Origin of the sequence: Novipirellula methanifontis, from assembly GCF_052161655.1 — a bacterium.
GTDB lineage: Bacteria > Planctomycetota > Planctomycetia > Pirellulales > Pirellulaceae > Novipirellula.
Window position 1 is genome coordinate 9,872,926 of sequence record NZ_CP197418.1, and the last position, 22,697, is coordinate 9,895,622.

Here is a 22,697-nt window from a genome sequence, read left to right on the forward strand (position 1 = left end):
CTACTTGTCGCCGTCACTGTCAGCCGAGTCTGCTGCAGGTGCTTCGGCAGCTTCGTCCACAGCCGCTTCGCTGCTAGCTTCATCCGTGGCAGTTTCTTCCGTAGCCGCGTCGTCACCGCTGGTCGCAGGAGTCAGTTGGACCGAGTTCGTATCGGCATCGTCGTCACTGGACAGTCCCGCTTCCAAACTACTTAGACCTTCGTCATCGAGCGCAGGCAGCTTAAAAGTTTCGCCAACGGGATCTTTGTCGCCGCCGCCGGACTTGATCACCGAATCGGCGGTCGTGGTCGGAGCATGGGTGCCAAGCAACCACATGGTGAACGCACATGAGAACGCCCAAACGGTAGCCACGATCACGGTGATCACGGTAAACGTGTCCCCCGCCTTGCTACCAAACGCACTTTGCCCACCGGGACCACCAAGTGCTCCGGTCAATCCGCCACCTTTTCCACGTTGGATCAGCACCAACAGAATCAAAAACAGTGACAAAAATCCCATCAAGAAGCCCAAAATGGCTCCTTCGAGCGACGCAATCAGCAAAAATCCAACGATCGAAGCGATCATGACTTAGTTCGTCCTTCAAATAGACAATTGTAAAGTTGTGTGTTTCGCGAATCAGGCTCAACCCGCCGCGATAATTCCCGCGAAGTCTTGGGCTTTCAGGCTAGCTCCGCCTACCAAGGCTCCGTCAATGTTCGGTTGTCCAAGCAATTCCTTGGCATTGGCTGGCTTCACGCTGCCACCGTATTGAATCCGGATTTGTGCCGCTACGTCGGTTGTGAACATCTCGCCCAACAATTTGCGAATCAAGGCATGAACCTCTTCCGCTTGCTCAGGGGAAGCAGTCTTCCCCGTCCCGATCGCCCAAACGGGCTCGTACGCAAGAACAATGCCTGCTGCGCGGACTTCATCGAGCCCCTCGAGCGAGCCACGGACTTGCGTTTCGATCACTTTTTCCATTTTACCCGCTTCACGCTCTTCGAGCGTTTCACCGACACATACGATCGGCACCAAGTTGCCAGCGAGTGCCGCATGCAGCTTCTTGCTCACGTCAGCATCAGTTTCGCCCATCAGCGCACGACGCTCGCTGTGGCCCAAGATCACGAAACCACATCCCACGTCGGTCAACATCGCTGCGTTGACTTCGCCCGTGAACGCACCGTCTTCGGCGGCGTAAAGGTTTTGTGCGCCGAGCTGGACAGGTGTGCCAGCAACCGCATCGGCCACACTGGACAAATAAACCGAAGGTGGACATAAGACCACTTGGACTGACGGCTTTTCACCGACGGCGGCAACCACACCCTTGGCCAATGCAACCGCATTGTCACAACGAGTGTTCATTTTCCAGTTACCAGCAATGATTGTTTGACGACTCAACCCTATTTCTCCGGAAGCGGGGACACAGTTTTTCCAAACAGCTTAGCAAGTTCTTTCATTTGGTCTGCTAGCTGACGATATTGATCAGGCAATAAGGCTTGCGGGCCATCACTTTTTGCTTCTTCGGGGCAATCATGCACCTCGATATGCACACCATCGGCCCCGGCAGCCAATCCGGCCAGTGCACAAGCGGGAATAAGATCAGGTCGGCCTGTCGCGTGCGAGGGGTCCACAATCACAGGCAGGTGCGACAAATTGTGAATCAAAGGAACAGCTGCGACGTCAAACAGGTTCCGCGTCGCGCTATCAAACCCTTTAACTCCGCGTTCACAGAGCACCACGTTCATGTTGCCTTGGGAAAGGATGTATTCGGCACACATCAGCAAATCGGTAATCGTGGCACTCATGCCCCGTTTTAATAACACCGGCCGCTGCGACTTGCCCACTTCGGTCAACAAGGCAAAGTTTTGCATGTTGCGAGCACCGACCTGTAACATGTCCGCATGTTCAGCAACCAATTCCACCAAACGGGGATCGGTGACCTCGGTGACCACTGGCATATTGAATTTGTCGCCCACTTCACGCAGCAGTTTGAGCCCCGCTTCGCCAAGCCCCTGGAATGCATAGGGGCTGGTCCGTGGTTTGTAGGCGCCGCCGCGAAACAGGTTGGCTCCCGATTCGCACACGCTTTCCGCAATCCGAAACATACGATCGCGGTCTTCGACGCTGCAGGGACCAGCGATCATGCCGAGATGCCCATTGCCGATTTTCACCCCGGAAACGTCAACAATACTCGGTTCAGGGTGGGCTTCGAGCGAAGCCAGCTTGTAAGGCGGCAGTACGGGGATGACTTGAGCCACCCCAGGAATCGCGTGCAGCGGTTCGGCTTGCAGCTTTTCTTCGTCGCCGATAATACCCACAATCGTGCGAAACGTACCACGGCTGAGGTGGTGCTGCAGCCCAAGAGCCTCAATCCGCCGAAGCACGTGATCGACTTGCTCTTCCGTTACGTTGCTTTGCAGAATGACGATCACGGCGGAGGTGGCCTGTGAATAGTTATGGGTTGTCGGAGAATGCCCAGTTGGGCAAGCGGGGCAATGTAGCAGGCAAACCGCAGAATCGTCGAGGCCAATGGGGGCCTATGACTCCGCATTTCTTCACCAATCCACGTTTTCAGAGCGGTTTTACACTCTGTAAGGCCCACTTTTTGCCTTCGTGAAACCCAACCCCCTACTGCGAATGCAATCAAGCAACCCTTCCGGGCGGGCATTTAACGGTACTGACGACTGAACCGGCCTGTTCCAATCCATGTTGCGAAAGGAAATGGCTGCTTTAAAAACGACACAAGCTGGCGGCAACGCAGGGCCGAAGAAAGCAGCAAGCCAGCGAACCAAATACGCAATATGCTCAAGAGGATTGCTAGCAATTCATGCGGAAGGTGAAGCGAAAAACATCCGTTGCCTCCAACCGTGAATTGACTTTCTCAAAACGAGGATACTTTGCTACAACAGACCTGATGGGCTAAATCGCATCCCCAAGAGAGCCCCTCTCACCCCCACCGCGACTTGGCGTGCGGACTCTAAACATGCTCCGCCATTTAGCCAGGGTGAATTCCGTTGTCAGCAAAAACCCAGCCCGGCTACTACCGTCACCGATCCGTTTTCTCCATCTCCGCCAATACGTAACGATAGCATGCGAGTTCTTTACGAAGGTTCCATATTCGAGATGCTTCGTTGCGGCGGCGTTGCACGTTATTTCGTCGAGCTGATCAATCGACTTCCCGCGCAAACGACGCCCATCATGCTCGGCCCGGAAGAGCCGCCACAGGGGATAACGCATCCGCAATTTCAGTATGATTCGGTGCGAACACGGCCACCGCTAAAGTTTCTACGCAAACTATGGCATCCGGCGCAGCACGGCCGAATCAGCAAACGGATGGAACAACAACAAGTCGACCTCGTTCACTGGACCTATTATCAAGGCCTATGTCGACGCCCGATCGCACCATCCCGGGTTCCGACCGTAATTACGGTATACGATTTCATTCACGAGGCATTTCCCAAGACCGATCCGACGGGCAAGTCGCTGAGGATGAAAGCCGAAGCCATCGAAGTTGCGGACCATATCTGCTGTATCTCGCAAACCACCTACGATGAATTGTGCGAGCGATTTCCTTCAGCCGCAAATCGTGCATCGATCACGCCGCTGGGTAGCGGATTGACGGATGTCGAAACCGCTCCGCTGCCTGCTGAACTTGCCGGACATCCGTTTGTCTTGTTTGTTGGTCGTCGTGGTGGCTACAAAAACTTCGACCTGCTGTGGCGTGCTTGGAACAAAATGAAACAGCGAACGCCCGACTTGCATCTGGTGCTCGTTGGTCCTCGCATGAAACCGCGTGAACGGGCCGCACTGGGTTGGCCCCACGACGACCCTCGCATTCACTTGTACGCGGGGGCGGAGGATTCGCTACTGAAAACGCTTTACCAGCACTGTAATGCGTTTGTATTTCCTTCGAAGATGGAAGGCTTTGGGCTTCCCGTGCTTGAAGCCATGATCAATGGTTGCCCGGTATTTGCCTCGTCCTGTGCGGCGTTGCGCGAAGTCGCGGGTTCGGCAGGCTACTTCTTTGACCCAGATGATGTCGACCAACTTGTCGATCTGCTCATCGCCGCAGGAGAAGACTCGATCATCGATCGCGAGAGCAAAATCGTCGCAGGCCATCGCCGCGCCGAAAATTTTTCTTGGGAAAACACCGCCGCGCAGACGATACAAGTCTATCAAGACTTGCTGAAACAAAATCGCTCGCGAAATGCCGCTTGAGCAGGTCTCGATTAGCCATTCGACAGATCGGTCTGTTCGCGTGAGCCGACGCCGCTAGCCGCGAACGACGTGAAACTCGCGTTTAATACCCGCAGCTAACGCCGTTGGCCCCGCGTTTGTCCGGCATACGACCTGCTAGAGAGTATCCGAAAAGGGGTCTGACCCTTTGGACGCGAGTCGTTTTTGTTGAGTTTTTTGCCTCGCCGGAGAGGGTCAGACCCCTTTTCGGATACCCTGCTTAAACCATCACCTCTCAAGGAGCCGGCCATGGCAATGGATTGCCTCGTCTGCAACGCACGTTCCGAATCATTCGCGCGAGCAACCATCCTGGCACGATACGAAATCGAATACTTTCGTTGCAGTGATTGCGAATTCATTCAAACGGAAACGCCTTACTGGCTCGACGAAGCCTATGATTCGGCAATCGTGTCGACGGACGTCGGATTGGTAGGCCGCAACGAGAAGTTCGCAAAGATTGTCGACCGCACCTTGCGATTAGTATTGCCAGGCGTCCAATCCAGTGTCGACTACGGCGGTGGCTATGGCATGTTCACACGTATGATGCGGGACCGAGGCCATTATTTCTCGCATTACGATCCCTATTGCGAAAACCTATTCGCAAAGGGTTACGAAGTTCAGCCCGGTACAAAGCAGTTCGATCTAATCACCGCCTTCGAAGTCTTTGAACACATGGCGGACCCGCACAAGGATCTGAAGACGATCGATGCACTCGGGGCCAATTGGTTTATCTCGACGCGGATCGTTCCCGAACCGGCCCCGCAACCTGACCAATGGTGGTACTACGTACTCGAAGGTGGCCAGCACATTGCGTTGTGGTCACTTCGTGCGTTGCAATCGATTGCGTCTCAATACAAACGCAAACTGACCGTCACGCGGCGAGGGATGCATCTTTTCAGCCAAGACAAAGTCAGTCCACTGTTGGTACGAACCGTGGTTCGCAACCGCTCGATCCGCTTGTTTGACAGTTATCGCAAACGAAAATCGTTGCTTGAAGCAGATGCCCAACGTGCGATCGATCTGACCAAACGACGCGCTGCATAAGCAGTTTAGACTGGAATTAACTGTCGCTTTTCGCTCGAACCGTGCAGTTATTTCTGTTGGTAGCGACGCTCGCCAGAGCGTGGATTTCCGCCGTCTAGTGACAGCAGCTACGTCAAAATTCGACAGTTATGATCCGCTGGTCCCCCGCGAAAGTTGCCTGGGACGTTGCTTTCGCAAAGCGAAAGAAAACACTAAAAAACCGCTCAGCGCTGGCGACCGCTATGCGGCAGCTTCTGACGCAGCGATCGCTTCGCGACGTACAAAAATTCCCTCGGCTTGCACCATGACTCCCGTCGTCGGATCGATCCGCTCAGGACTCAGCACCATCATCTCGTAGCCGCGATCCTTCATCGCCGAAAGGCTCTCCTGCCACAACGGCTGGTCCTCGTATTGCGGATCAATGACCAAGTTCATTTGAATGGCCACGATGCGATCGAGGCATCCGCTGGCACCCGCCAGCACTTGATGCTCGTGCCCTCGCACATCGAGCTTTAAATAACATCGATCCCCACTGGTGTAGTAGTCATTAAACACCGCATCCAAGCGACGAACACGCACAGGGACACGAGAAACGCGGCTGGATTCGTCGTTGCGGTGAGCCGAGTCGACACGCAAATTCTGGAGCGAATGGCTATTTGAATTGGCGGTGACGTTAAGAGCGGCAGAGCCATTCTTGACGCTCAGAGCAAACGGCTCTGCTTTCCAATTGCGGATGCCTCGTCGGCTCTCACTCAGAGCGGCGAAGGAATCGGGATGCGGTTCAAACGAAATGATGCGTCCCGCGTATCCACTGTGGATCAGACTTCGGCTGTATTGCCCGTCACACGCCCCAACATCCAACACCAAATCGATGTCGTAGCGGCGCATCAACGCGAAATTTTCGTTGCCTTGCGTGGCGGTGTTACGCTTACCAGCAGAGTGGTGACGCGTTTGAAAAAGAGCGTGCGTCTCTTGCGACTGTGGCGATGAAGATGCGTCTGACATCCGAGGGGCCCAACATCCATGTGAACGACTCAACACAACGCTGCGAAGCCAACACAACATTCGTCACCTGGGACCGTACCGACTCGGTCCGACCGGATGGCAGCATCGATTGCCAGACATTAGCGATTTTACTCGACTTCCTGCAACATCGGTTTGTTGCGTGTAGCCAATGGGGGGACGTACCTCACGGTTTCCGATTGGCCGAGTGCTTACTTGGCAAAGCTTCCAACGAACCGCAAACTCATGCAGCCTTTTTTGACGCCACGCTCGACTCGCTGCCGCCTAGCTGCAACTCCAATGTCCCGGGATGCACCAAGCAATCAGGTAACGCATTGACGTTCCTTCGAGTAAACAGGTTTCGGATCCATGACTGCATGGGACGTTCAAAATAGTGAAACGTCAGCCAGGATGCTGGCAAGAGGACAGATAGAAATGCAACCAAAGACATTGGTTCGTAAAAAACGGATGCATCGTAACCCGCTTTGATGACAACAATCGCAAATACAATCTGCAGTGGAAAATGGAGCAAGTAGCTAGAGTAGGTCAGATCACCAATCCAAACGAAGGGGCGAAAGACACGAGCGAAACGAAGTTCGGTAATAATCAGCGTCATAATGGTCAATGGAAAAACCGGGATGCGGAACATTGCTTTGCCCGTAACCGCAAAGCCAAACCAAACCGCAAGGGTAGCGAGACAAATGACCAAATCGCTTCGAACCGTTCGCGTTTTCAAATAGTGAACGGCAGCGAAATACGTTAGTCCACCAAGGAAGAAAGAACTGACCCCGTCAACCCAAGGCCCACCTAAACGCAATCGATCGAGGACGATCGTTACCACAACAACGCCCAAAACTTTACGCCATGTCGTATGTCCCCAATAAGCAGCGGCAAAGAAAATTGCATATAGGCCAATTTCCACGGACACGGACCAAGTTGGCGCGTTGAACGAATAGCCGCTCTCAAGTCCCCAATGCGTCATGCCAACCAGATTGAGAGCAAAGTGGTAGGTGTCGTTGTGAGTAAAAACAAACTCAGTGCCGCTTTCGCTGCGATACATCCATTGCAAAACCGCAACTGCGATCAGCGTGACAAGATGCAGCGGATAGAGCCGAGCGAAACGAAGGAGAGCGAATTTGCGCAGCGAACATTGGCGATTAGAAATCGACTCTTGATAAAGCCAAAAAAAGACGAATCCCGACAGCACAAAAAAGAACATGACTGCGCAAAAGCCACGTTGGTAAAACGCAGAGAAATAATTATAGAACGGCTGATCCGTCATCTCGAAAGCAACCGCCGTCGATTCCAGTCCCACAGAGCCCATAAAGAAATGCTGCCAGTGCCAAAAGATCACGGCCAGTGCAGCGATTCCCCGAGCGACGTCGAGGCTATTAAGCCGTTCAGGCATCGATACTCTTTTCCTTTTCGTGAATGTTGGACTTGGAATCAAAAGTCCTCACGAGACTATCAAAAAAGCAGCCTAGCCTAGAAGGTCATTCGAGCCACCCAACAAAAATCGATGCCACCGTAGCGGCGCTCGTCAGAGCGTGGAGTGTTCGAGGCATCTCCACCGTCTTGCGACGCTAGCTACCGTTTTGTCGAGACGCGTCTGCAACCCACTACGGGGGAATGCGTCATCAATCGTCGTCGTGGGACGATTCGCTAAATTCATGACGCTCATCGAACGGCTCGAAATCACGAACGTTGACGCCAAAATCATGCAGCGTGCTGGCGGTCCAGTGTGGCCATGGCGACCAATGACTGCGAGACGATGCCAACACGTTCACGGGCAGCCAAAGGTGAGCTGCGAGCAGTGTCATCATCGCCAGTCCGAAATAACCAAGCGATTGTCGAGGCCGGCTGAAGACCGTCGGTGACTTTGCGAGTTTGACAAGTCGCTCACTGCGGCGAACGATCACACTTTTTCGTCGCCCGAACGACAATACGCACGACGGAGATTCACACGAAGGACGTTCGACACTCCGCTGGGCGATCTGAATCAACGTGCGTAAGTAGTCGACGATTTTGCCAGCGGATTTTGCCGCTACTTCGTCACACAAAAACTCGCGGACCACCTCGGCTCGATAACCCGCCCACCAAATCGCGGGGTGAAACCACAATACGGCAGTACAGATTTGCTGCAAAAAGAACTGCAGCGGATGGTTGGTTTTCAAATGCGACAACTCGTGCAACATCACATGCCGTAACACTTCCTTGTCGCCCTCGATGACGTATTTTGGCAACACAATTGTCGGCTGATGAAATTGCCGACAAAAGGGCCCCGTCAATTTCTCAGAAACCAGCAGATGCAACCGTGGCGGGATGAAATCCGAAGGGATCCCGGACAATTCAAGCTGGTCAAGCGAAACGGTTTCGCAGTCCCGTTTCAAAAATCGAAGCAGATGAAATACGCCAAATCCGCGACGAACCAGAATCAGCAAAACGCCAGTCAACCAGATTGCGACGCCCACAACCATGCCCCACGTTTGCCACTGCAGAATCAACTCGATGCGGTCGGTAACTCGGTTTACGGGGATCGTGGCAATGCGAAAGTGAGGAAGCAGAATTGCGTTGGCGACCAAGGCGATCACGGCAACAAAGCTCGCGGTCCAAACACGACATGCCGATTCGGATTGGTTCAACCACCGCTCGACGATCGCAGCAGCGACCACGACAAGGGTGACTTGTAAACAGACACCGGTCACGATCTCCCATAGCAACGGAGCGTTCATCAAGACTTCTCCAACTCATCGGCCGCTTCAGCCATCGCAGAAAGGTCCTCGGCGGTAATTTTTTCCGAGTTGACTAGGCTCAGGACCAGCGAGCGGACGGAGCCACCAAACAATTGTTCGGCAAGTTCTTGGACCATGCCATGACGTACCTCTTCGCGGCTGACCAGTGGCAGGTAGCTGAACGCACGACCGACCTTTTCACCACGACGCACAATCTTCTTTTCTTCGAGAATGTTCATCGTCGTCATCACGGTGGTGTAGGCCAAGTCCCGATCAATCGCGGCAAGGACTTGCGGCACTGTCGCTTGGCCTTCACGCCACACGATGGCCATCACTTCGGCTTCGCATTTTGTCAGTTGAATACGGTTCATACTGCTTGACCCCAATAAAAACGAATGCAGTTCACTTGGTTCACCCCACCTGTGTTAGCGTCGCAAACGAGCTATTTCGTGGTACAAAGTTAAATCAATATTTTGGTCAATAAAACGGACGTGACCATCGCCATACAAAAAGTTCGCACCGTGCGGATGACGACTTGAAAAATCGCACTCGTCCGCCAACGGATTGTTGATCCCCTCCAGTGCAGAGCCCACCAATCTTGCTGCGGCGTCTTCGCCTCGCAAACTGACACCTAACCAAGTCGACGGGACTTGCGCCATGGTGCGTTCGCCAACCAATAAGGTTTGACTCAAACCACGCTGGAAATCACGAAACCGCACCAGCCGATTTTCCAGAAACGCACCGTCGCCAATGGGAGCGGGGACCGCATCATCTGATTCAAACGTCCCAAAAACGCCGACATAATTTGCAGTCGGCAATTCGACGATTGCTGCCGGTTCCGCCGAGGGCAACGTCGACCCTTCCATTGCGTGCGTGCTCGCTCCAGAAACTTCGTGCTCGTCCTCGTCCCCTTCGTACAACATGAACGTGGGCTCGGTAATGTCGGACGGGCAGAGCATCATCGCCAAGGGCTGGGAACGTATCTCAGCAAAACCAGGATCCAACAACATCCGCTTGGCGTCAATTTTGTCTTTCAAACTCTGTTGTTCCAGAAACGGCAGCGTTTCAACGGCCCATCCAAACGCGGTCTCTTGTTTCAGATCAAGTTGCCAACCCGCAGGCAATGCTAACTTCGCATTGTGATGTTGATGAAGCGCCATTCCAGTTTGCCGCAATTGGTCGACACACTGAACACGTCGCGCCACTTCCCGAACCGCCCCGATCGCAGGCAGTAACAAGGCAACCAAGATCCCGATGATCGAAATCGTTACCAGAAGTTCCAAGACGGTAAAACCAGCCCGGTTCGGAAACCTGTGTCGCAGACGCGATTCCGAGCGGCGAGCCAGACCGATAAAACAATCGAGTCGCGTCATTACGTTAATTTTCCAATCCAATCCATTGAACCGTCTGATTTGTTCGAATGATTTCATTTCAGACCCCGAATTCATGGCCGTCCCTACCCATGCATACCTTCAGCATCCGACGGATTCTACGAAGGTGTTAGTAATGTCGCAATGCAGATGTTTCACGCCCCACCCAATTTCCACCATGCTAGAATTAGGAAGCCAGCTGAGTCGCAATCGACAGTCATTCGAACTGATAGCATTACCTTTCCGCATCATTCCTCGAATCCTGTCACAAACACACGATTCGTCATTCCTGTTAAGGATGGAACTGCCATGACAAATGTTGCACGTGCGAACACGGTAATTTCCATCACGGAAAACGCGATGATGGCGAGCTTGGGAACTCTGAACGAGGACAACACGCCATTTGTCAGTCTGGTAACGATCGCGTCCCAAAGTCCCACTTCGATATTGATGCTGTTAAGCAGCTTGGCTCGGCATACTCAAAACCTTGGCTACAGCGTCCGATGCTCACTACTGGTCGTCGAAGAGTGTGAAAATCATATCGCTCCGTTAGTTGGCGCCCGCGTCACATTCAATGGCACTTGCGTTCGCGTTGCAAAAGACGAAGAACAAGAGGCACGCGAGATCTTTCTCCGAAAGCACCCTCACGCGACCGTTTATGCTGACTTTGGCGACTTCGCCTTCTATCGGCTGGAGATCGAAGAAGCTCATTTGGTTGCTGGCTTCGGCAAGATTGAGACGGTCTCGGCAACCGCATTGCAAAATCGTTGAGCAACGAGCGAAAAGATAGCTGCCGGATTTCGACGTAGTTACCGTTGCCCGACGGCGGAAATCCACGCTCGGGCGTGAGCAGCGACGACCGAAATAAACTGCTCGTTCCCAAACAAATCGGTACGACGTTTTTGGTGGACTTCACTTTACGTCGATACCAAAGACGCCCCTGTTCTCCGAAGCTCGTGTTCTGCGAAGCTCGAGGACGGCTTCGCGTTGGCGTGAAACGAAGAAGCTTTTGCTGATATGCTTAGCTTGACCCCATCGATATACTGCTTTTATTGCTAGCAACTACTGGACTATTACTGAATGAATACTCCCAACTCGGATGACGCCTCGACCGATTCAAATCACGACGAAGATGATCTCAGCGATCCGATGGTCACCCAGAACATGCGTTCTGTTGGCTCAAAAGTGACCAATCAAGTCGACTCGAATCAAATCGCTCAGTTTGTCACCACGATCAAGAATGCAAAACAACAGGTGGGCGAGCACATCATCACCACATTACAACACGATGACACCGTGGCGGTTATCACCACGGTCGTGGTCGGCGACGATGGCCAGCAACGAGTCGTTTCCGCCTCGCTCAATCCGGCTCGCCTGCAACAAGTCCAAGAATTGCTGCTAGCGGCGACCCAAGAACGCGAAGAGGAAGAGCCTTGCGTTGGTTTTCACTGTTTGGTGAAGCCCAAACAACCGCAGGATTAGTCGGTTTCACCGAGTTCGAGGACCTCGGTGGCGAGTTCGGGATCAATGATTTGCTTGAATTCGGTTTCGGGATTGATCAGCAAGCCGAACCCTTCGGGCAGAAACTCTAGCAGCGTCTCTCCATCGACGACGAATCCTTGGACCTCGTCTTCCTCGGTGAACAAATCCCCCATTTCGCCGACGAACAGTCCCGCGTTTTCTTCGGAGCTGAATGCTACCAGCACATCGCTGTCCTCGATTTCAGCGGTTAACGCTCCCATACTTTCTTCGTCACCATCGCCTTCGTCTTCGTCGTCGATGTTGATCAGGACGAAATCAAGCCCAAGCAAGATGTCACGGATTTTTGTTGCGTTTCGTTCGGCGATCGCAGCATCCAAAGCTTGGACGTGGGATTGAAAAGTCATGGACGCAAGGCTCGGTAATGAGTTGAAGAAACGGAAAGAATGCTTCGAAATTCAATCCTGTAAGTGTATCACGCCGAGCGTCTGGTTAGCAGATGCCCAATGTCGGCGGATTACAACGCTTCTAAAGAAAGCAATAGGTTTCGGATAGCCGAAAGCACTTGGCCGTTTGCCAAGAGCCCATACGTCATCAGGAATCGTCGCGGCAAATCAATAAAACCGCCTTATCCCCCAGCACGGGCCAATTTGGTGGTTCAAATCCACCTTTGCAAGAATTGGGATATACTGTTCCAGCTACGAACATTCCTAATCTCAACAACTGAAACAGGCTGATTAAGCATGAATCGCAACGATAACGCCCCCCCCGCTGAGAAAAATTCTCAAGCCAACGGACGACGTGACTTTTTGAAGACAAGTGCGGCTGTGGGAGCGGCGACATCCGTGCCGTATTTTTTCAGCGATCAGCAAACGATGGCTGCGGAAACAAAATCCAAGAACGATCGCATGACGATCGGCGTGATTGGTGCCGGCGGAATGGCAACGGGAAACATCAATTCGGCCAAGGAATGGTTGGATGTGGTCGCTATCGCGGACGTGGACGAAGGTCATCGCAACGCATTCAACAAAAAATTCGCAGGTGGCAATGCCGACGTCTACGAAGACTATCGTGAAATCTTGGATCGCGACGACATCGACGTGATCCACATTGCCACGCCAGATCACTGGCACACCAAACCACTCGTCGAAGCGATGTTGGCTGGCAAAGACGTGTACTGCGAAAAGCCGCTGACGCTGACGATCGACGAAGGCAAATTGATCCGCAAGGTGCAAAAGGATACCGGGCGTGTCGTCCAGGTTGGCACCCAACAGCGAAGTACTTTCCACTTGTTCGTCAAAGCGATGGCGATTGTTGCCGAAGGCCGGCTCGGAAAGATCACTCAGGTTCAAGCTGCAATCGGCGGCGCTCCCACAAGCCCCGAGATCCCGGTCGCCGACGTGCCTGGGAACTTGAATTGGGATCGTTGGCTCGGACCGGCTCCGAAAGTGGATTACCGATTCCTAGACACCGGCAAGGGCAAACGTCCGAACACCAACTGCCACTATGAATTCCGCTGGTGGTACGAGTACTCGGGCGGAAAACTCACCGACTGGGGTGCTCACCATGTCGACATTTGCAACTGGGCATTGAAGCTAAACGGTCAAACCGAAGGCCCGCAATCGATCAGCGGATCAGCGAAACACCCCGTGGATTTCAAAGACGGATTCCCCGTGCAAAACGACCGTTACAACACCGCGACCGGGTTCCAGTTCAGCGTGAAGTACCCTGGGGATACCGAAATGATCATTCGAAACGACACTGACAATGGTGTCTTGATCACGGGAACCAAGGGCAAAATCTTTGTCAATCGTGGCAAATTGGTCGGTGCACCTGTCGAAGATTTGCAGAGCAACCCGTTGCCCGAAGATGCGATATCCAAGGTCTACAAGGGTTTGCCAATGGAGCACAACGAACGCAAACAGCATTGGGCCAACTTCCTGCACTGTGTTCGCGAACGCAAAGAGCCGATTTCGGATGTCCATTCGCACATGGAAATGCTTAACGTCTGTCACCTAGCGGGCATCACCGCACGCTTGGGCCGCGATTTGAAGTGGGACAATTCGTCCGAGCAAATCGTAGGCGACGAGGAAGCCAACAGCTTCTTGGGACGTCCGTATCGCGAAGGCTACGAAATCGAGACGCGAAAAGCAGTGAAGAGCTAGCATCTCGCTGAATCGCCAAAAACCAAGTTAAACGCCGCAGGAGAATCGTCTCGCCTGCGGCGTTTTGTTTTGCTTTCCAGCAAGTTTGCCAACCGCATTTACTTTCCCCCGCCGGACCACGCCCCCTATAATATCGAGGCTCGGCTTCGAAGCCGCCTTTGCCCCACCTCTCTCCCATACCCTATTGGACTACGCAATGCACGATCCCCACTCCGTCAACCGTCGTCAGTTTCTGGGACACAGCTCCGCCGCCATCGCAGGCGCAACCATCGCGGGTGCCGCAGCTGCCCCGCTGCTTTCCTCTGCAGCGAAGGCTGCCGAAGCAACGCCGACCGCCGAGACGCTGGTGGGTCGTCTGTACGAAACCCTCAGCGAAAAACAACGCGGCGATATCTGTTTCGGTTGGGATCACCAAGATCCAAAACGAGGTCTACTGCGAACCTTTGTTGCCAACAACTGGAACATCACCAAGCACGAAATCAACGACGACTTCTATAGCGAAGAACAACGCGACCTGATCAAGCAAACCTTTGAATCGATCATTCATCCCGATTGGCACGAGCGTTACTATAAACAACTCGATGACGATGCTGGCGGATTTGGAAACGAACAGTCCATTGCTATTTTTGGGACTCCCGGCAAAGGCAAGTTCGAAATGGTGATGACGGGCCGTCACATGACGTTGCGTTGTGACGGCGACTCGACGGACCATGTCGCGTTTGGTGGGCCGATTTTCTACGGCCACGCACCGGAGTTTAACGAGGGCGCCAAACACATCGACAATGTGTTCTGGGACCAGGCCGTCGCGGCAAACGATCTGTACAAAATGCTCGACGGGCGACAACAAAAAGAAGCCTTGGTCGCGAAGACGCCAAGAGAGCAAAATGTTCATTTCCGTGGCAAACAGGGCAAGCGAACTGGATTGCCGGTTTCCGACATGTCCGCGGATCAACAAGGCCACCTGCAAACGGTTTTGCAAAAATTGGTCGAGATGTATCGTCAAAATGATCGCGACGAAGTGGCCAAATGCCTGAAGAGCCAGGGGGGCCTCGAAGCCTGTGAATTGTCGTTCTATCAAGACAATGACATCGGCAACGACAAGGTTTGGGACAATTGGCGTCTTGAAGGACCCGCGTTTGTATGGCACTATCGGGGTGCCCCTCACGTCCATGTGTGGGTCAATGTTGCCGATGACCCGAGCGTGAAAACGAACAGTTGATCTTGTCGCGAGCGGCATTCACGCTACAGTCAAAACAATCTTTTAGCATCTTCCCTTAACGATTTACTATTTATCCAGAGAGACTTTCCATGCGTGGAATTGCTTATGCAATCGCAGCCCTAGCCGCCGTAATCATCATGGTGGCTGTGGCAAAAATGCCCCCTAATTCAGAACAACCGTCCAACGAAGTGGCCAGCGCGGCAACCGAAACGGTGTCGTCCGCGGTGATGGCCGACGAAGGAACGCTGACGCTTGCGGTTCCCGAAATGCACTGCTCGGTGTCGTGTTACCCACGTGTCAAAGAGCTGTTGGAAAACACCGAAGCGGTTGATACTGTCGAATTGGCAGCTCAAAAAGAAGAAGGCATGATCGACAATCGACAAGTGATCGTACACTACAAGCCTGGCTTTGATGTCGGCCAAGCTTTGACCGCTCTGGAAAAAGAGGGTTTCGCAAAATCGGACGTCGTGCACTAGTTGCGACCGACAAACATCGCGTCTGACAATTATCGCGTCTGACCATTACAGTGCCTGATCTTCGACCTACCTCGACGAATCCAATCCAACAAAACGCTAAACCGCTTGGCGTTTTGTTGGTGGGGCATGGCACACGAGACGAATTCGGCACGCAGCAGTTTTTCCAGCTTTCGGAAAAGCTGCAACACCTTCTCCCCTCGATGCAGGTTCAACCCTGTTTGCTCGAGTTCCAGCAACCGACGATTCCCGAAGCGTGGAATCGATTGGTCAGCCAAGGCGTCACCGAAATCCGTGTCGCTCCGCTGTTGCTATTTGCTGCGGGACACGCCAAACAGGACATTCCGGACTTGGTGCAAAAGTGCCAAGCGGAAACACCGCATGTGACGCTTGCACACACACGCCCCATTTCACGGCAAGCGGCACTGGTGGACTTGGTTTGCAGCCACTTGCGCACCGCACGTGATCGGTTTGCACAACCCGACGATGAAATCACGTTGATGATGGTCGGTCGCGGCAGCCACGATCCGTGTGCCCAGGCCGACATGCGAGTGTTAAGCGAAGTAGTTTCTCACCGGCTGGGCATCGCCAATCCATCAACCTCGTTTTACGCGATGGCGAAGCCGCGGTTCGCAGAAACGCTCGAGCAACAGGCCCGCCACAACCGCCAAATCCTGATTCATCCTCATCTGTTATTTGATGGCCGTTTATTTCAAGCGATTCAAAAGATCGTCACTCAGGTGCAAGCAAAATTTCCCGACGTCGACATCCGCCTGTCATCGTATTTGGGACCTCATGAACTCGTGGCCCGTGCAATCGCCGCGAGAATCCAAGAGACGTCAGTGACGCGAAAATGAAACGCACCGATCACTCCACATGATTGCGTAGGTTTCCGACCAGCGGATCAGTCACGAAGTAACGTCAGGCAAATAAAGTGTCGGTCATCCTGTGAGCCGACGGCGTTAGCCGCGGGCCATCTTCTTTAGTAGCGGCACAGCGCAAGCGGGCTGTTGATTTAGTGAGCCGTGACGCGTAAGCGGCCGGGTCCCACGCATTACCCGGTGCCTTACGGCCCACGACTCACGACTGCGATTTGGATTTCGATTAAATTAACAACCCGCAAGCGCCAAAACGGCCAATTTATTGAAAGACTCCTGCCTAACTGCTTGAAACCGGTCAAAACGCGAGGGCACGCGTGGCAGCACGGCATATCGACCAGACAGTGACGGATCGCAATGTCGCCCCGAAAAATGCTTGCGAGATTGGGCCCGCGCCCTTTATAGTGATACGACGACCGCTCATCTTCTTGTCATTTCACCCCGTAGCAGTGCCATGCGACGAGCCAATCACCGTGCTTTCACGCTCGTCGAGCTGTTGGTTGTGATCGCAATCATTGGGGTGCTGGTCGGGTTGCTTTTGCCGGCGGTGCAGTCGGTTCGTGAAGCGGCACGGGTCATCCAGTGCCAAAATCACTTGAAGCAAATCGGGCTCAGCTTTCACAATTACTCGACCGGGTTTCGTCAATTTCCTGGATATGCCGGCGAGGCGAATCCGCAGCTCGTCATCTTCCCCGATCGCAATCAACCGAAACTGGCGATGGCAGGTGCGAACTGGATCGCGCAAACGCTGGCCTATTCGGAACAGAATGAATTGGCAGCACAGTTGTCTCGGTTTGCTGAAACGCCGAACGCCACATTGACCTCCGAGCGAATTGCCACGATCCAGTCGGCAATTCCAATGCTGCACTGTCCGTCACGTCGCGATGCCCAGGCGTATCCGATAATGCCGCGTTACCAAGCCCATTATGGCAGCGAGGCGGCACGCACGGACTATGCCATTTCCGCGGGCAGCGGAAGTGAACTTGACCCCAGCCACTCTTTGAGCGATCGCATGATCCGAGTCGAAAAGAGCGGTGCTTGGCAATTGGGCCGATCCACCCGCCCCCGAGATGTCCTAGATGGACTGAGCGTCACCTACGCGGTAGGTGAAAAGGCGATGGATCCGAACAATTACAGCACAGGTATTTGCCAAGGCGACCAGATGCCGATCTCAGGTGACCCCCGCGACGACGACACGCCCAGCACGTATGCTCGCTATGCCGTGCGGCCTCCGATGCTGGACCGCATGAACGATTGTTTGGTGTGCCATGATTTCGGCAGTGCACATCCGGCCGGATGGAACGTGTTGATGTTGGACGGATCAGTAAAGATGGCAACGTTCAGCATCGATCTTGAAATCCATAAAGCCAACGCGTCAATCCAAGGCCACGAGGTTCCCGAATCGTTTTAGGATTGATCGTATCGCGGTAGCGAAACTCGCGATGACTACGGACGATAACCGAAGAAACGCCGCTCTTTGATCATTTCGGCAACGTGATCGGATACCATCGTTTCCCATGTGGGATCCTTAGACTCGATCTTCTTCAAAACATCGCGTGAGAAGATGGGCAGATAGGCATCGTTGAAACTGCTTAGCTGTTCAATACAACCTCGCTCGACAAGGTACTCGTACAGCTTTCGAAGAGTCGGGGCGACCTCAAGATTCTGGACCGCGATAAAGTCACCGGTTTCCGGATCCAGGAACGGATAGATGTACAGTTTCAAATCACTCTTGAACAATCGTCCAAAAGATTCAAGTACGCCACCTTGCAATTCGGTGTAATACTTTTCGTTGAACAGTTCCCGCAGACTCGATGCCCCCATCGTGATCCCGATCCGATTTCGGCTAAAGCGAGCCAAATAGGCGGCTAGCCGGTAATATTCGAAGTAATCAGAAATCATCACCATCATGCCCTCGGCGGCAAGCAACTCGATGCGCGCGATGAAATCGGAATAGTCCAAATCGCCATCGGTCAACAGATTATTTAGCGTGATTTCGGTCAGCTGAACGATCTCGCCTGCATCGTCTCCGAGGTCCTTGGAAAATTGTTCGCGAGCACAGCGAAGCATGTCGATATTGACATTGGTGACCGGACGAAAACTGCCGCGTTCGACAAGAATTGGCTTTTTGTAAAGCACCTCGGATGGTTGCAGCACCGTACCATCGGCCGCAAACATAGCAGCATTACTCAATTCGAGCTGGACTAACTTCATGCTCATCACGCGGTTGTCGACTTGACGAAACGCGATGCCCGAAAACTCGATCATGTCAATCTCGATACGATCGACACTCAAATTATCCAATAGCGATTGGAGGAATTGGTCCGGATCATGCTTCAAAAAGCAGGCAGCATAGACGAGGTTGACTCCGACCACGCCGAGTGCTTCCTGTTGCTGCGCATTCTCGCCATCGAGCATTCGCACATGGATGATGACTTGGCTTGGTTCATCTCGGGGGACGGCTTGAAATTTGACGCCCATCCAACCGTGGCACTCATTGGTGCCTTTAAAGTTGCGAGCCGAAACAGTGTCGGCAAATACAAAAAACGCAGTCGTATCGCCGCGAGTGGGCCCAAGCTGATTGAGCGTTTGTTCGAATTCACAATCCAACATACTCTGCAATCGCGGTCGACAAACATAGCGTTCGCAGCTGCCATAGATTACATCGCTGACCGCCATGTCATAAGCAGAAATACTTTTCGCGATCGTCCCCGCGGCGCCGCCGACACGAAAGAACCACCTGACAACTTCTTGGCCCGCCCCAATCTCGGCAAACGTCCCATAACGCTGTGAATCAAGATTAGTGCGCAGGGCCTTGCCACGTGTATCGAGCAAATCTGCTTGCGATGGATCATCCATTTTGCGAATTCTTCAAAGCTTCTTGGGTTTCACGTAACGAACGTTCGAGTTTGATGATCCGCTCGCCTGCTCGCAGACGGACGTGTAGTTCATCGTGATTGAATGGCTTGCTGATGAAATCATCGGCGCCCGACTCCATTCCTTCGACCAAGTCTCCCTTTTTTGACTTTGCCGTTAACAGCAGCGTGTAGACGTACCCGTGATCGTGAGTGGCACGAATACGGCGTATTAAATCGGGGCCATCAATCCCCGGCATCATCCAATCACAGATGACCAGCGCGAAGTCGGCTTCCTGGAAACATTGCCACGCTTCGGTACCGTCCTTGGCGATGGTGACGTCATACTCCCATTTCTCGAGATAGCTCTCGAGCAATCGCCGCGAAACGGGATCATCATCAGCAATCAAGATTTTCATCGCACTCTCCATTGCATGTCACCTTTGAAGTTTAATCCGGCGGTCTAGCACGATAATCCGTGTCCCTATCCAAATTCTAACATCGCAACGTGGACACGGGGTGTAGAATGGGCAGGACCCGGTCATCTTTGCTTGGGTTTCGTATCGCTTGGATTGAATAGAAGTCTGGTAGACGTCGACGGCCATGGAAATCGAAATACTCGTCTTTGAATGTGAACAACGCTACTTTGGCGTCGAAGCTCGCTTCGTCCGCGAAGTGCTGCGAGCGGTGTCACTTACTCCCGTCCCGAAGGCTCCAAAGGTCGTGATGGGGCTAGTCAATCTTCGCGGACACGTGCTTCCCGTGTTGGACACAAAGCATTTACTTGGACTAGGCGAATGCAAGATCCAAACCACGGATCATTTGGTTGTAGTTGATACAGGGAAGTGCGAGATTGCGTTGCACGTGGATCGCGCTGTTGATCTTTTGCGGATCAGCCCCGATAGCGGCGACGAACAAGAACAAGAATCCAAAGACCAGCAATCCGCCGAGGAAGATCACCTAGTGCACCATCGATGGTGCAGTATTGCCAAAACCCACATGGGAGTCGTCCAGGTACTCGACCCCTCCCGACTCTTCTCACATGACACAATGAAAGAAGTGCTTGACATCGCTGCATCCATTGTCGCCACGGAACTTAGCTCGTGATGGAGTGTTCGGGTGAACGACAGCGAACTCAGTGACGTTCTTGCCGCAATCGAGCAACGTACCGGCCTTAGTTTTCGTAGCGATCAACAACCCGCGATCTGTCGTACGCTGTTGCAACTAATGCAGCGACTCAACATCGCCAGCCCGAATGCATTCATCAAGGCGTTACGAGAAGATCCTGATGTTTACCAGCAATTGGTCAACGAAATCACCGTTGCAGAAACCTATTTTTTTCGAGAACCCAAGCAGTTTGATTTCATTCGACATCAAGTCATTCCCGAACTGCGTTCGCGTCGTGGGGATTCCACGATTCTGCGAGCATGGTCTGCGGCTTGTGCCTCCGGCGAAGAAGCTTACTCGTTAGCGATCCTTTGCCAACAGGAAGCCCAGCATCTCGATCTGCTTGGTACCGACATTTCGCCTGAGTCGATTGCAAGAGCGAGGTGTGCCACTTATCGAGATTGGTCTTTCCGCGGTGGTGCGATGCCGCAAGTGGCGAACTATTTAGTACAAACGCACACGGAAAAACACGATCAACGTTACCAGCTTTGCAAACAAGTTCGTAACCATGTTCGTTTCCAACTGCTGAATCTCCACTTGGATGATTACCCGAATCGCAGTTCCGGACTCGGGAACTTTGATTTGATATTGTGTCGAAATGTGTTGATCTATTTCCAACGTAGCACGATCGATGCGATTGCCAGCCGGCTATACCAATGCCTGGTTCCTGGAGGTTGGTTGATCACGGCTTCCGGCGATCCTTCGTTAATCCATACCGCTGATTTCGAGACGATCACGACCATTTATGGCACCTTCTATCGGCGGCCGATGCAGAAGCGGGCAGTACTGAACAAGCCGTCATCTGCCATCACGCCGGCAGTGAAGGCAGACTCGAAATCCGACATTTCGCGATCCTTCACGCCCGGTAAGTCTCCACTGGCCAAGTCCCCACTGCCCAAGTTCCCGCCAGCCAAGTCCAAGCCAGCCGACGCAGACAAACCACTTGCGGATCGCGGTCAATTGGCGAACGAATCGCCAAAGAAATCCCTCTCGCTGATCGATACGCGATTGCTGGCCGCAGCACGCCAATCGCTCATTGCTGGCGACTATGCGGCGGCGATTCAGAAGACGGCGGACCATTTGCATCACCTCGAGGCCTGTGTCATTCACATACGAGCCCAAGCGAATCGCAACACAGCAGCGGCACTCGATTTGTGCAGCGAATCGGTTGCGCAGCATCCATTGTCGACGGAACTGCACTACCTGAGAGCCCGATTGCTGATGGATATCGACCAAATAGACGAGGCCGCACGATCGATTGGGCGAGCGTTGTTTTTGGACCGAAGTGATGTGATGAGCCAATTTTTAGCTGGTTCGATTCAATACCGGCGAGGACAATGGAAGGTTGCGTACCGTCATTTCGAGACCGTCCTGAAACTGTGCAACCAGAGGTCTCCCCAAGCACTTATCCCCTTTTCTAAGCAGGAAACGGCGGCGGTCACCGCGGCGGCAGCCGAATCACAAATGACGAAAATCCGAGTTCTGCTTGCGAAAACACCATGATTGCAGCTGACAATACAGACGCCAAAGCTTTTGACTGGGGCGAAGCGAAACGCCGTCTCGAGGAGGCACGCAAATCGCTGTTGGACACCGAGAATCTGACCCCAGAACAATCCGAACAAATTTTGAACGAACGAGCTCAACAACTCGCACGCGTCCCAACACAAACGCTCGACAACAGCGAAGTGCTCGAGGTTGTTCAATTTCGACTCGGTGGCGAGATGTATGCGATTGGCTCGGAATATGTGCTTGAATTGACGTTTCCCAATGCGATCACGCCGATCCCTCACACCGAACCACACTTCGTTGGCGTAACTAATCTTCGTGGCGAAGTCACCGCGGTGGTGGACCTCGGAAATCTGCTCGGCATCCCCAGTGAGCGTGAGCAAAAAGTTCAGGTGCTTGTACTCGGTCGTGATCGCCCCGAGTTCGCAATCTTGGTCAACGGCATCGAACATGTGGTATCGCTACGCCGCGACCAACTACTCGAACCGATTGGGGTCGCAGGCAGCTACCGCGACCTGATGATCGGTTGCACGAAAGAGGGCCTGATCGTGCTAGGAGGCGATGCATTGCTGCGATGCGAAGATTTGTACGTGGATCAGAGTGAGTGAGCGAA

The 22,697-nt window shown here is 53.2% G+C and carries 23 protein-coding genes; 12 read left to right on the forward strand and 11 right to left on the reverse strand.

Annotation, left to right across the window (positions count from 1 at the left end; genetic code table 11):
* From secG to aroF, 3 genes are read right to left on the reverse strand one after another with little or no spacing between them, the layout of a single operon-like run.
* Complete coding sequence (gene secG, locus SH528x_RS35070) at nt 1-564, reverse strand: preprotein translocase subunit SecG (RefSeq protein WP_442508061.1); 564 nt, start codon at nt 562-564, stop codon at nt 1-3.
* A gap of 57 nt (nt 565-621) precedes the next feature.
* Nucleotides 622-1,377, reverse strand: a complete 756-nt coding sequence (gene tpiA / locus SH528x_RS35075; RefSeq protein WP_442508062.1) for a triose-phosphate isomerase — start codon at nt 1,375-1,377, stop codon at nt 622-624.
* Between the two features lie 2 nt (nt 1,378-1,379).
* On the reverse strand, nt 1,380-2,411 hold the full coding sequence (aroF, locus tag SH528x_RS35080; RefSeq protein WP_442508063.1) for a 3-deoxy-7-phosphoheptulonate synthase: 1,032 nt from the start codon (nt 2,409-2,411) through the stop codon (nt 1,380-1,382).
* A gap of 658 nt (nt 2,412-3,069) precedes the next feature.
* On the opposite strand from aroF, the gene SH528x_RS35085 reads away from it, so the two are divergent.
* Together SH528x_RS35085 and SH528x_RS35090 are read left to right on the forward strand one after the other, a co-directional pair.
* A complete protein-coding gene (locus SH528x_RS35085) occupies nt 3,070-4,197 on the forward strand; it encodes a glycosyltransferase family 4 protein (RefSeq protein WP_442508064.1) in 1,128 nt (375 codons plus the stop codon).
* Between the two features lie 267 nt (nt 4,198-4,464).
* Nucleotides 4,465-5,259, forward strand: coding sequence for a class I SAM-dependent methyltransferase (locus SH528x_RS35090; RefSeq protein ID WP_442508065.1), 795 nt, complete (start codon nt 4,465-4,467; stop codon nt 5,257-5,259).
* A 219-nt stretch (nt 5,260-5,478) separates the two neighbouring features.
* Here the strand turns inward: SH528x_RS35090 and SH528x_RS35095 are convergent, their stop codons facing one another.
* From SH528x_RS35095 to SH528x_RS35115, 5 genes are all read right to left on the reverse strand, one after another.
* Nucleotides 5,479-6,243: an FkbM family methyltransferase gene (locus SH528x_RS35095; protein ID WP_442508066.1), complete on the reverse strand. Its 765-nt coding sequence runs from the start codon at nt 6,241-6,243 to the stop codon at nt 5,479-5,481.
* A 241-nt stretch (nt 6,244-6,484) separates the two neighbouring features.
* Nucleotides 6,485-7,648, reverse strand: coding sequence for an acyltransferase family protein (locus SH528x_RS35100; RefSeq protein WP_442508067.1), 1,164 nt, complete (start codon nt 7,646-7,648; stop codon nt 6,485-6,487).
* 229 nt (nt 7,649-7,877) lie between these two features.
* Nucleotides 7,878-8,972, reverse strand: a complete 1,095-nt coding sequence (locus tag SH528x_RS35105) for a M56 family metallopeptidase (protein WP_442508068.1) — start codon at nt 8,970-8,972, stop codon at nt 7,878-7,880.
* On the reverse strand, nt 8,972-9,343 hold the full coding sequence (locus SH528x_RS35110) for a BlaI/MecI/CopY family transcriptional regulator (protein WP_442508069.1): 372 nt from the start codon (nt 9,341-9,343) through the stop codon (nt 8,972-8,974). Before SH528x_RS35110 ends, SH528x_RS35105 begins: the two co-directional genes overlap by 1 nt.
* 54 nt (nt 9,344-9,397) lie before the next feature.
* Nucleotides 9,398-10,402 (reverse strand): DUF1559 family PulG-like putative transporter, encoded by a 1,005-nt coding sequence (locus tag SH528x_RS35115; RefSeq protein ID WP_442508070.1) that lies wholly within the window; start codon nt 10,400-10,402, stop codon nt 9,398-9,400.
* Between the two features lie 249 nt (nt 10,403-10,651).
* On the opposite strand from SH528x_RS35115, the gene SH528x_RS35120 reads away from it, so the two are divergent.
* A complete protein-coding gene (locus tag SH528x_RS35120) occupies nt 10,652-11,113 on the forward strand; it encodes a HugZ family pyridoxamine 5'-phosphate oxidase (RefSeq protein WP_442508071.1) in 462 nt (153 codons plus the stop codon).
* 309 nt (nt 11,114-11,422) lie between these two features.
* Nucleotides 11,423-11,824, forward strand: a complete 402-nt coding sequence (locus SH528x_RS35125) for a hypothetical protein (protein ID WP_442508072.1) — start codon at nt 11,423-11,425, stop codon at nt 11,822-11,824.
* Here SH528x_RS35125 and SH528x_RS35130 read toward each other — a convergent pair.
* Entirely contained in the window at nt 11,821-12,228 is a 408-nt protein-coding gene (locus SH528x_RS35130) for an SseB family protein (RefSeq protein WP_442508073.1), read from the reverse strand. The two genes, SH528x_RS35125 and SH528x_RS35130, sit on opposite strands and share 4 nt — an antisense overlap.
* Before the next feature lie 336 nt (nt 12,229-12,564).
* Between SH528x_RS35130 and SH528x_RS35135 the strand changes: the two genes are divergently transcribed.
* The 5 genes from SH528x_RS35135 (at nt 12,565) to SH528x_RS35155 (ending at nt 17,967) form a co-directional block, all read left to right on the forward strand.
* On the forward strand, nt 12,565-13,986 hold the full coding sequence (locus tag SH528x_RS35135; RefSeq protein WP_442508074.1) for a Gfo/Idh/MocA family oxidoreductase: 1,422 nt from the start codon (nt 12,565-12,567) through the stop codon (nt 13,984-13,986).
* Nucleotides 13,987-14,182: 196 nt separating this feature from the next.
* Nucleotides 14,183-15,205, forward strand: coding sequence for a DUF3500 domain-containing protein (locus SH528x_RS35140; RefSeq protein WP_442508075.1), 1,023 nt, complete (start codon nt 14,183-14,185; stop codon nt 15,203-15,205).
* Nucleotides 15,206-15,294: 89 nt separating this feature from the next.
* Nucleotides 15,295-15,681, forward strand: coding sequence for a heavy-metal-associated domain-containing protein (locus SH528x_RS35145; protein ID WP_442508076.1), 387 nt, complete (start codon nt 15,295-15,297; stop codon nt 15,679-15,681).
* A gap of 50 nt (nt 15,682-15,731) precedes the next feature.
* Nucleotides 15,732-16,535 carry a sirohydrochlorin chelatase gene (locus SH528x_RS35150; protein WP_442508077.1) on the forward strand — a complete coding sequence of 268 codons (804 nt, stop codon included), beginning with the start codon at nt 15,732-15,734 and terminating at the stop codon, nt 16,533-16,535.
* Nucleotides 16,536-17,010: 475 nt separating this feature from the next.
* Nucleotides 17,011-17,967 carry a DUF1559 family PulG-like putative transporter gene (locus SH528x_RS35155; protein ID WP_442508078.1) on the forward strand — a complete coding sequence of 319 codons (957 nt, stop codon included), beginning with the start codon at nt 17,011-17,013 and terminating at the stop codon, nt 17,965-17,967.
* 35 nt (nt 17,968-18,002) lie between these two features.
* Here the strand turns inward: SH528x_RS35155 and SH528x_RS35160 are convergent, their stop codons facing one another.
* Together SH528x_RS35160 and SH528x_RS35165 are read right to left on the reverse strand one after the other, a co-directional pair.
* Nucleotides 18,003-19,415, reverse strand: a complete 1,413-nt coding sequence (locus tag SH528x_RS35160) for a TonB-dependent receptor (RefSeq protein ID WP_442508079.1) — start codon at nt 19,413-19,415, stop codon at nt 18,003-18,005.
* Complete coding sequence (locus SH528x_RS35165) at nt 19,408-19,830, reverse strand: response regulator (protein ID WP_442508080.1); 423 nt, start codon at nt 19,828-19,830, stop codon at nt 19,408-19,410. The genes SH528x_RS35160 and SH528x_RS35165 overlap by 8 nt, the downstream gene beginning before the upstream one ends.
* 184 nt (nt 19,831-20,014) lie before the next feature.
* Between SH528x_RS35165 and SH528x_RS35170 the strand changes: the two genes are divergently transcribed.
* From SH528x_RS35170 to SH528x_RS35180, 3 genes are read left to right on the forward strand one after another with little or no spacing between them, the layout of a single operon-like run.
* Nucleotides 20,015-20,518 (forward strand): chemotaxis protein CheW, encoded by a 504-nt coding sequence (locus tag SH528x_RS35170; protein WP_442508081.1) that lies wholly within the window; start codon nt 20,015-20,017, stop codon nt 20,516-20,518.
* A 12-nt stretch (nt 20,519-20,530) separates the two neighbouring features.
* Nucleotides 20,531-22,081, forward strand: coding sequence for a CheR family methyltransferase (locus SH528x_RS35175; protein WP_442508082.1), 1,551 nt, complete (start codon nt 20,531-20,533; stop codon nt 22,079-22,081).
* Nucleotides 22,078-22,692 carry a chemotaxis protein CheW gene (locus SH528x_RS35180; protein WP_442508083.1) on the forward strand — a complete coding sequence of 205 codons (615 nt, stop codon included), beginning with the start codon at nt 22,078-22,080 and terminating at the stop codon, nt 22,690-22,692. The genes SH528x_RS35175 and SH528x_RS35180 overlap by 4 nt, the downstream gene beginning before the upstream one ends.
* The last annotated feature ends 5 nt before the right edge of the window (nt 22,693-22,697 follow it).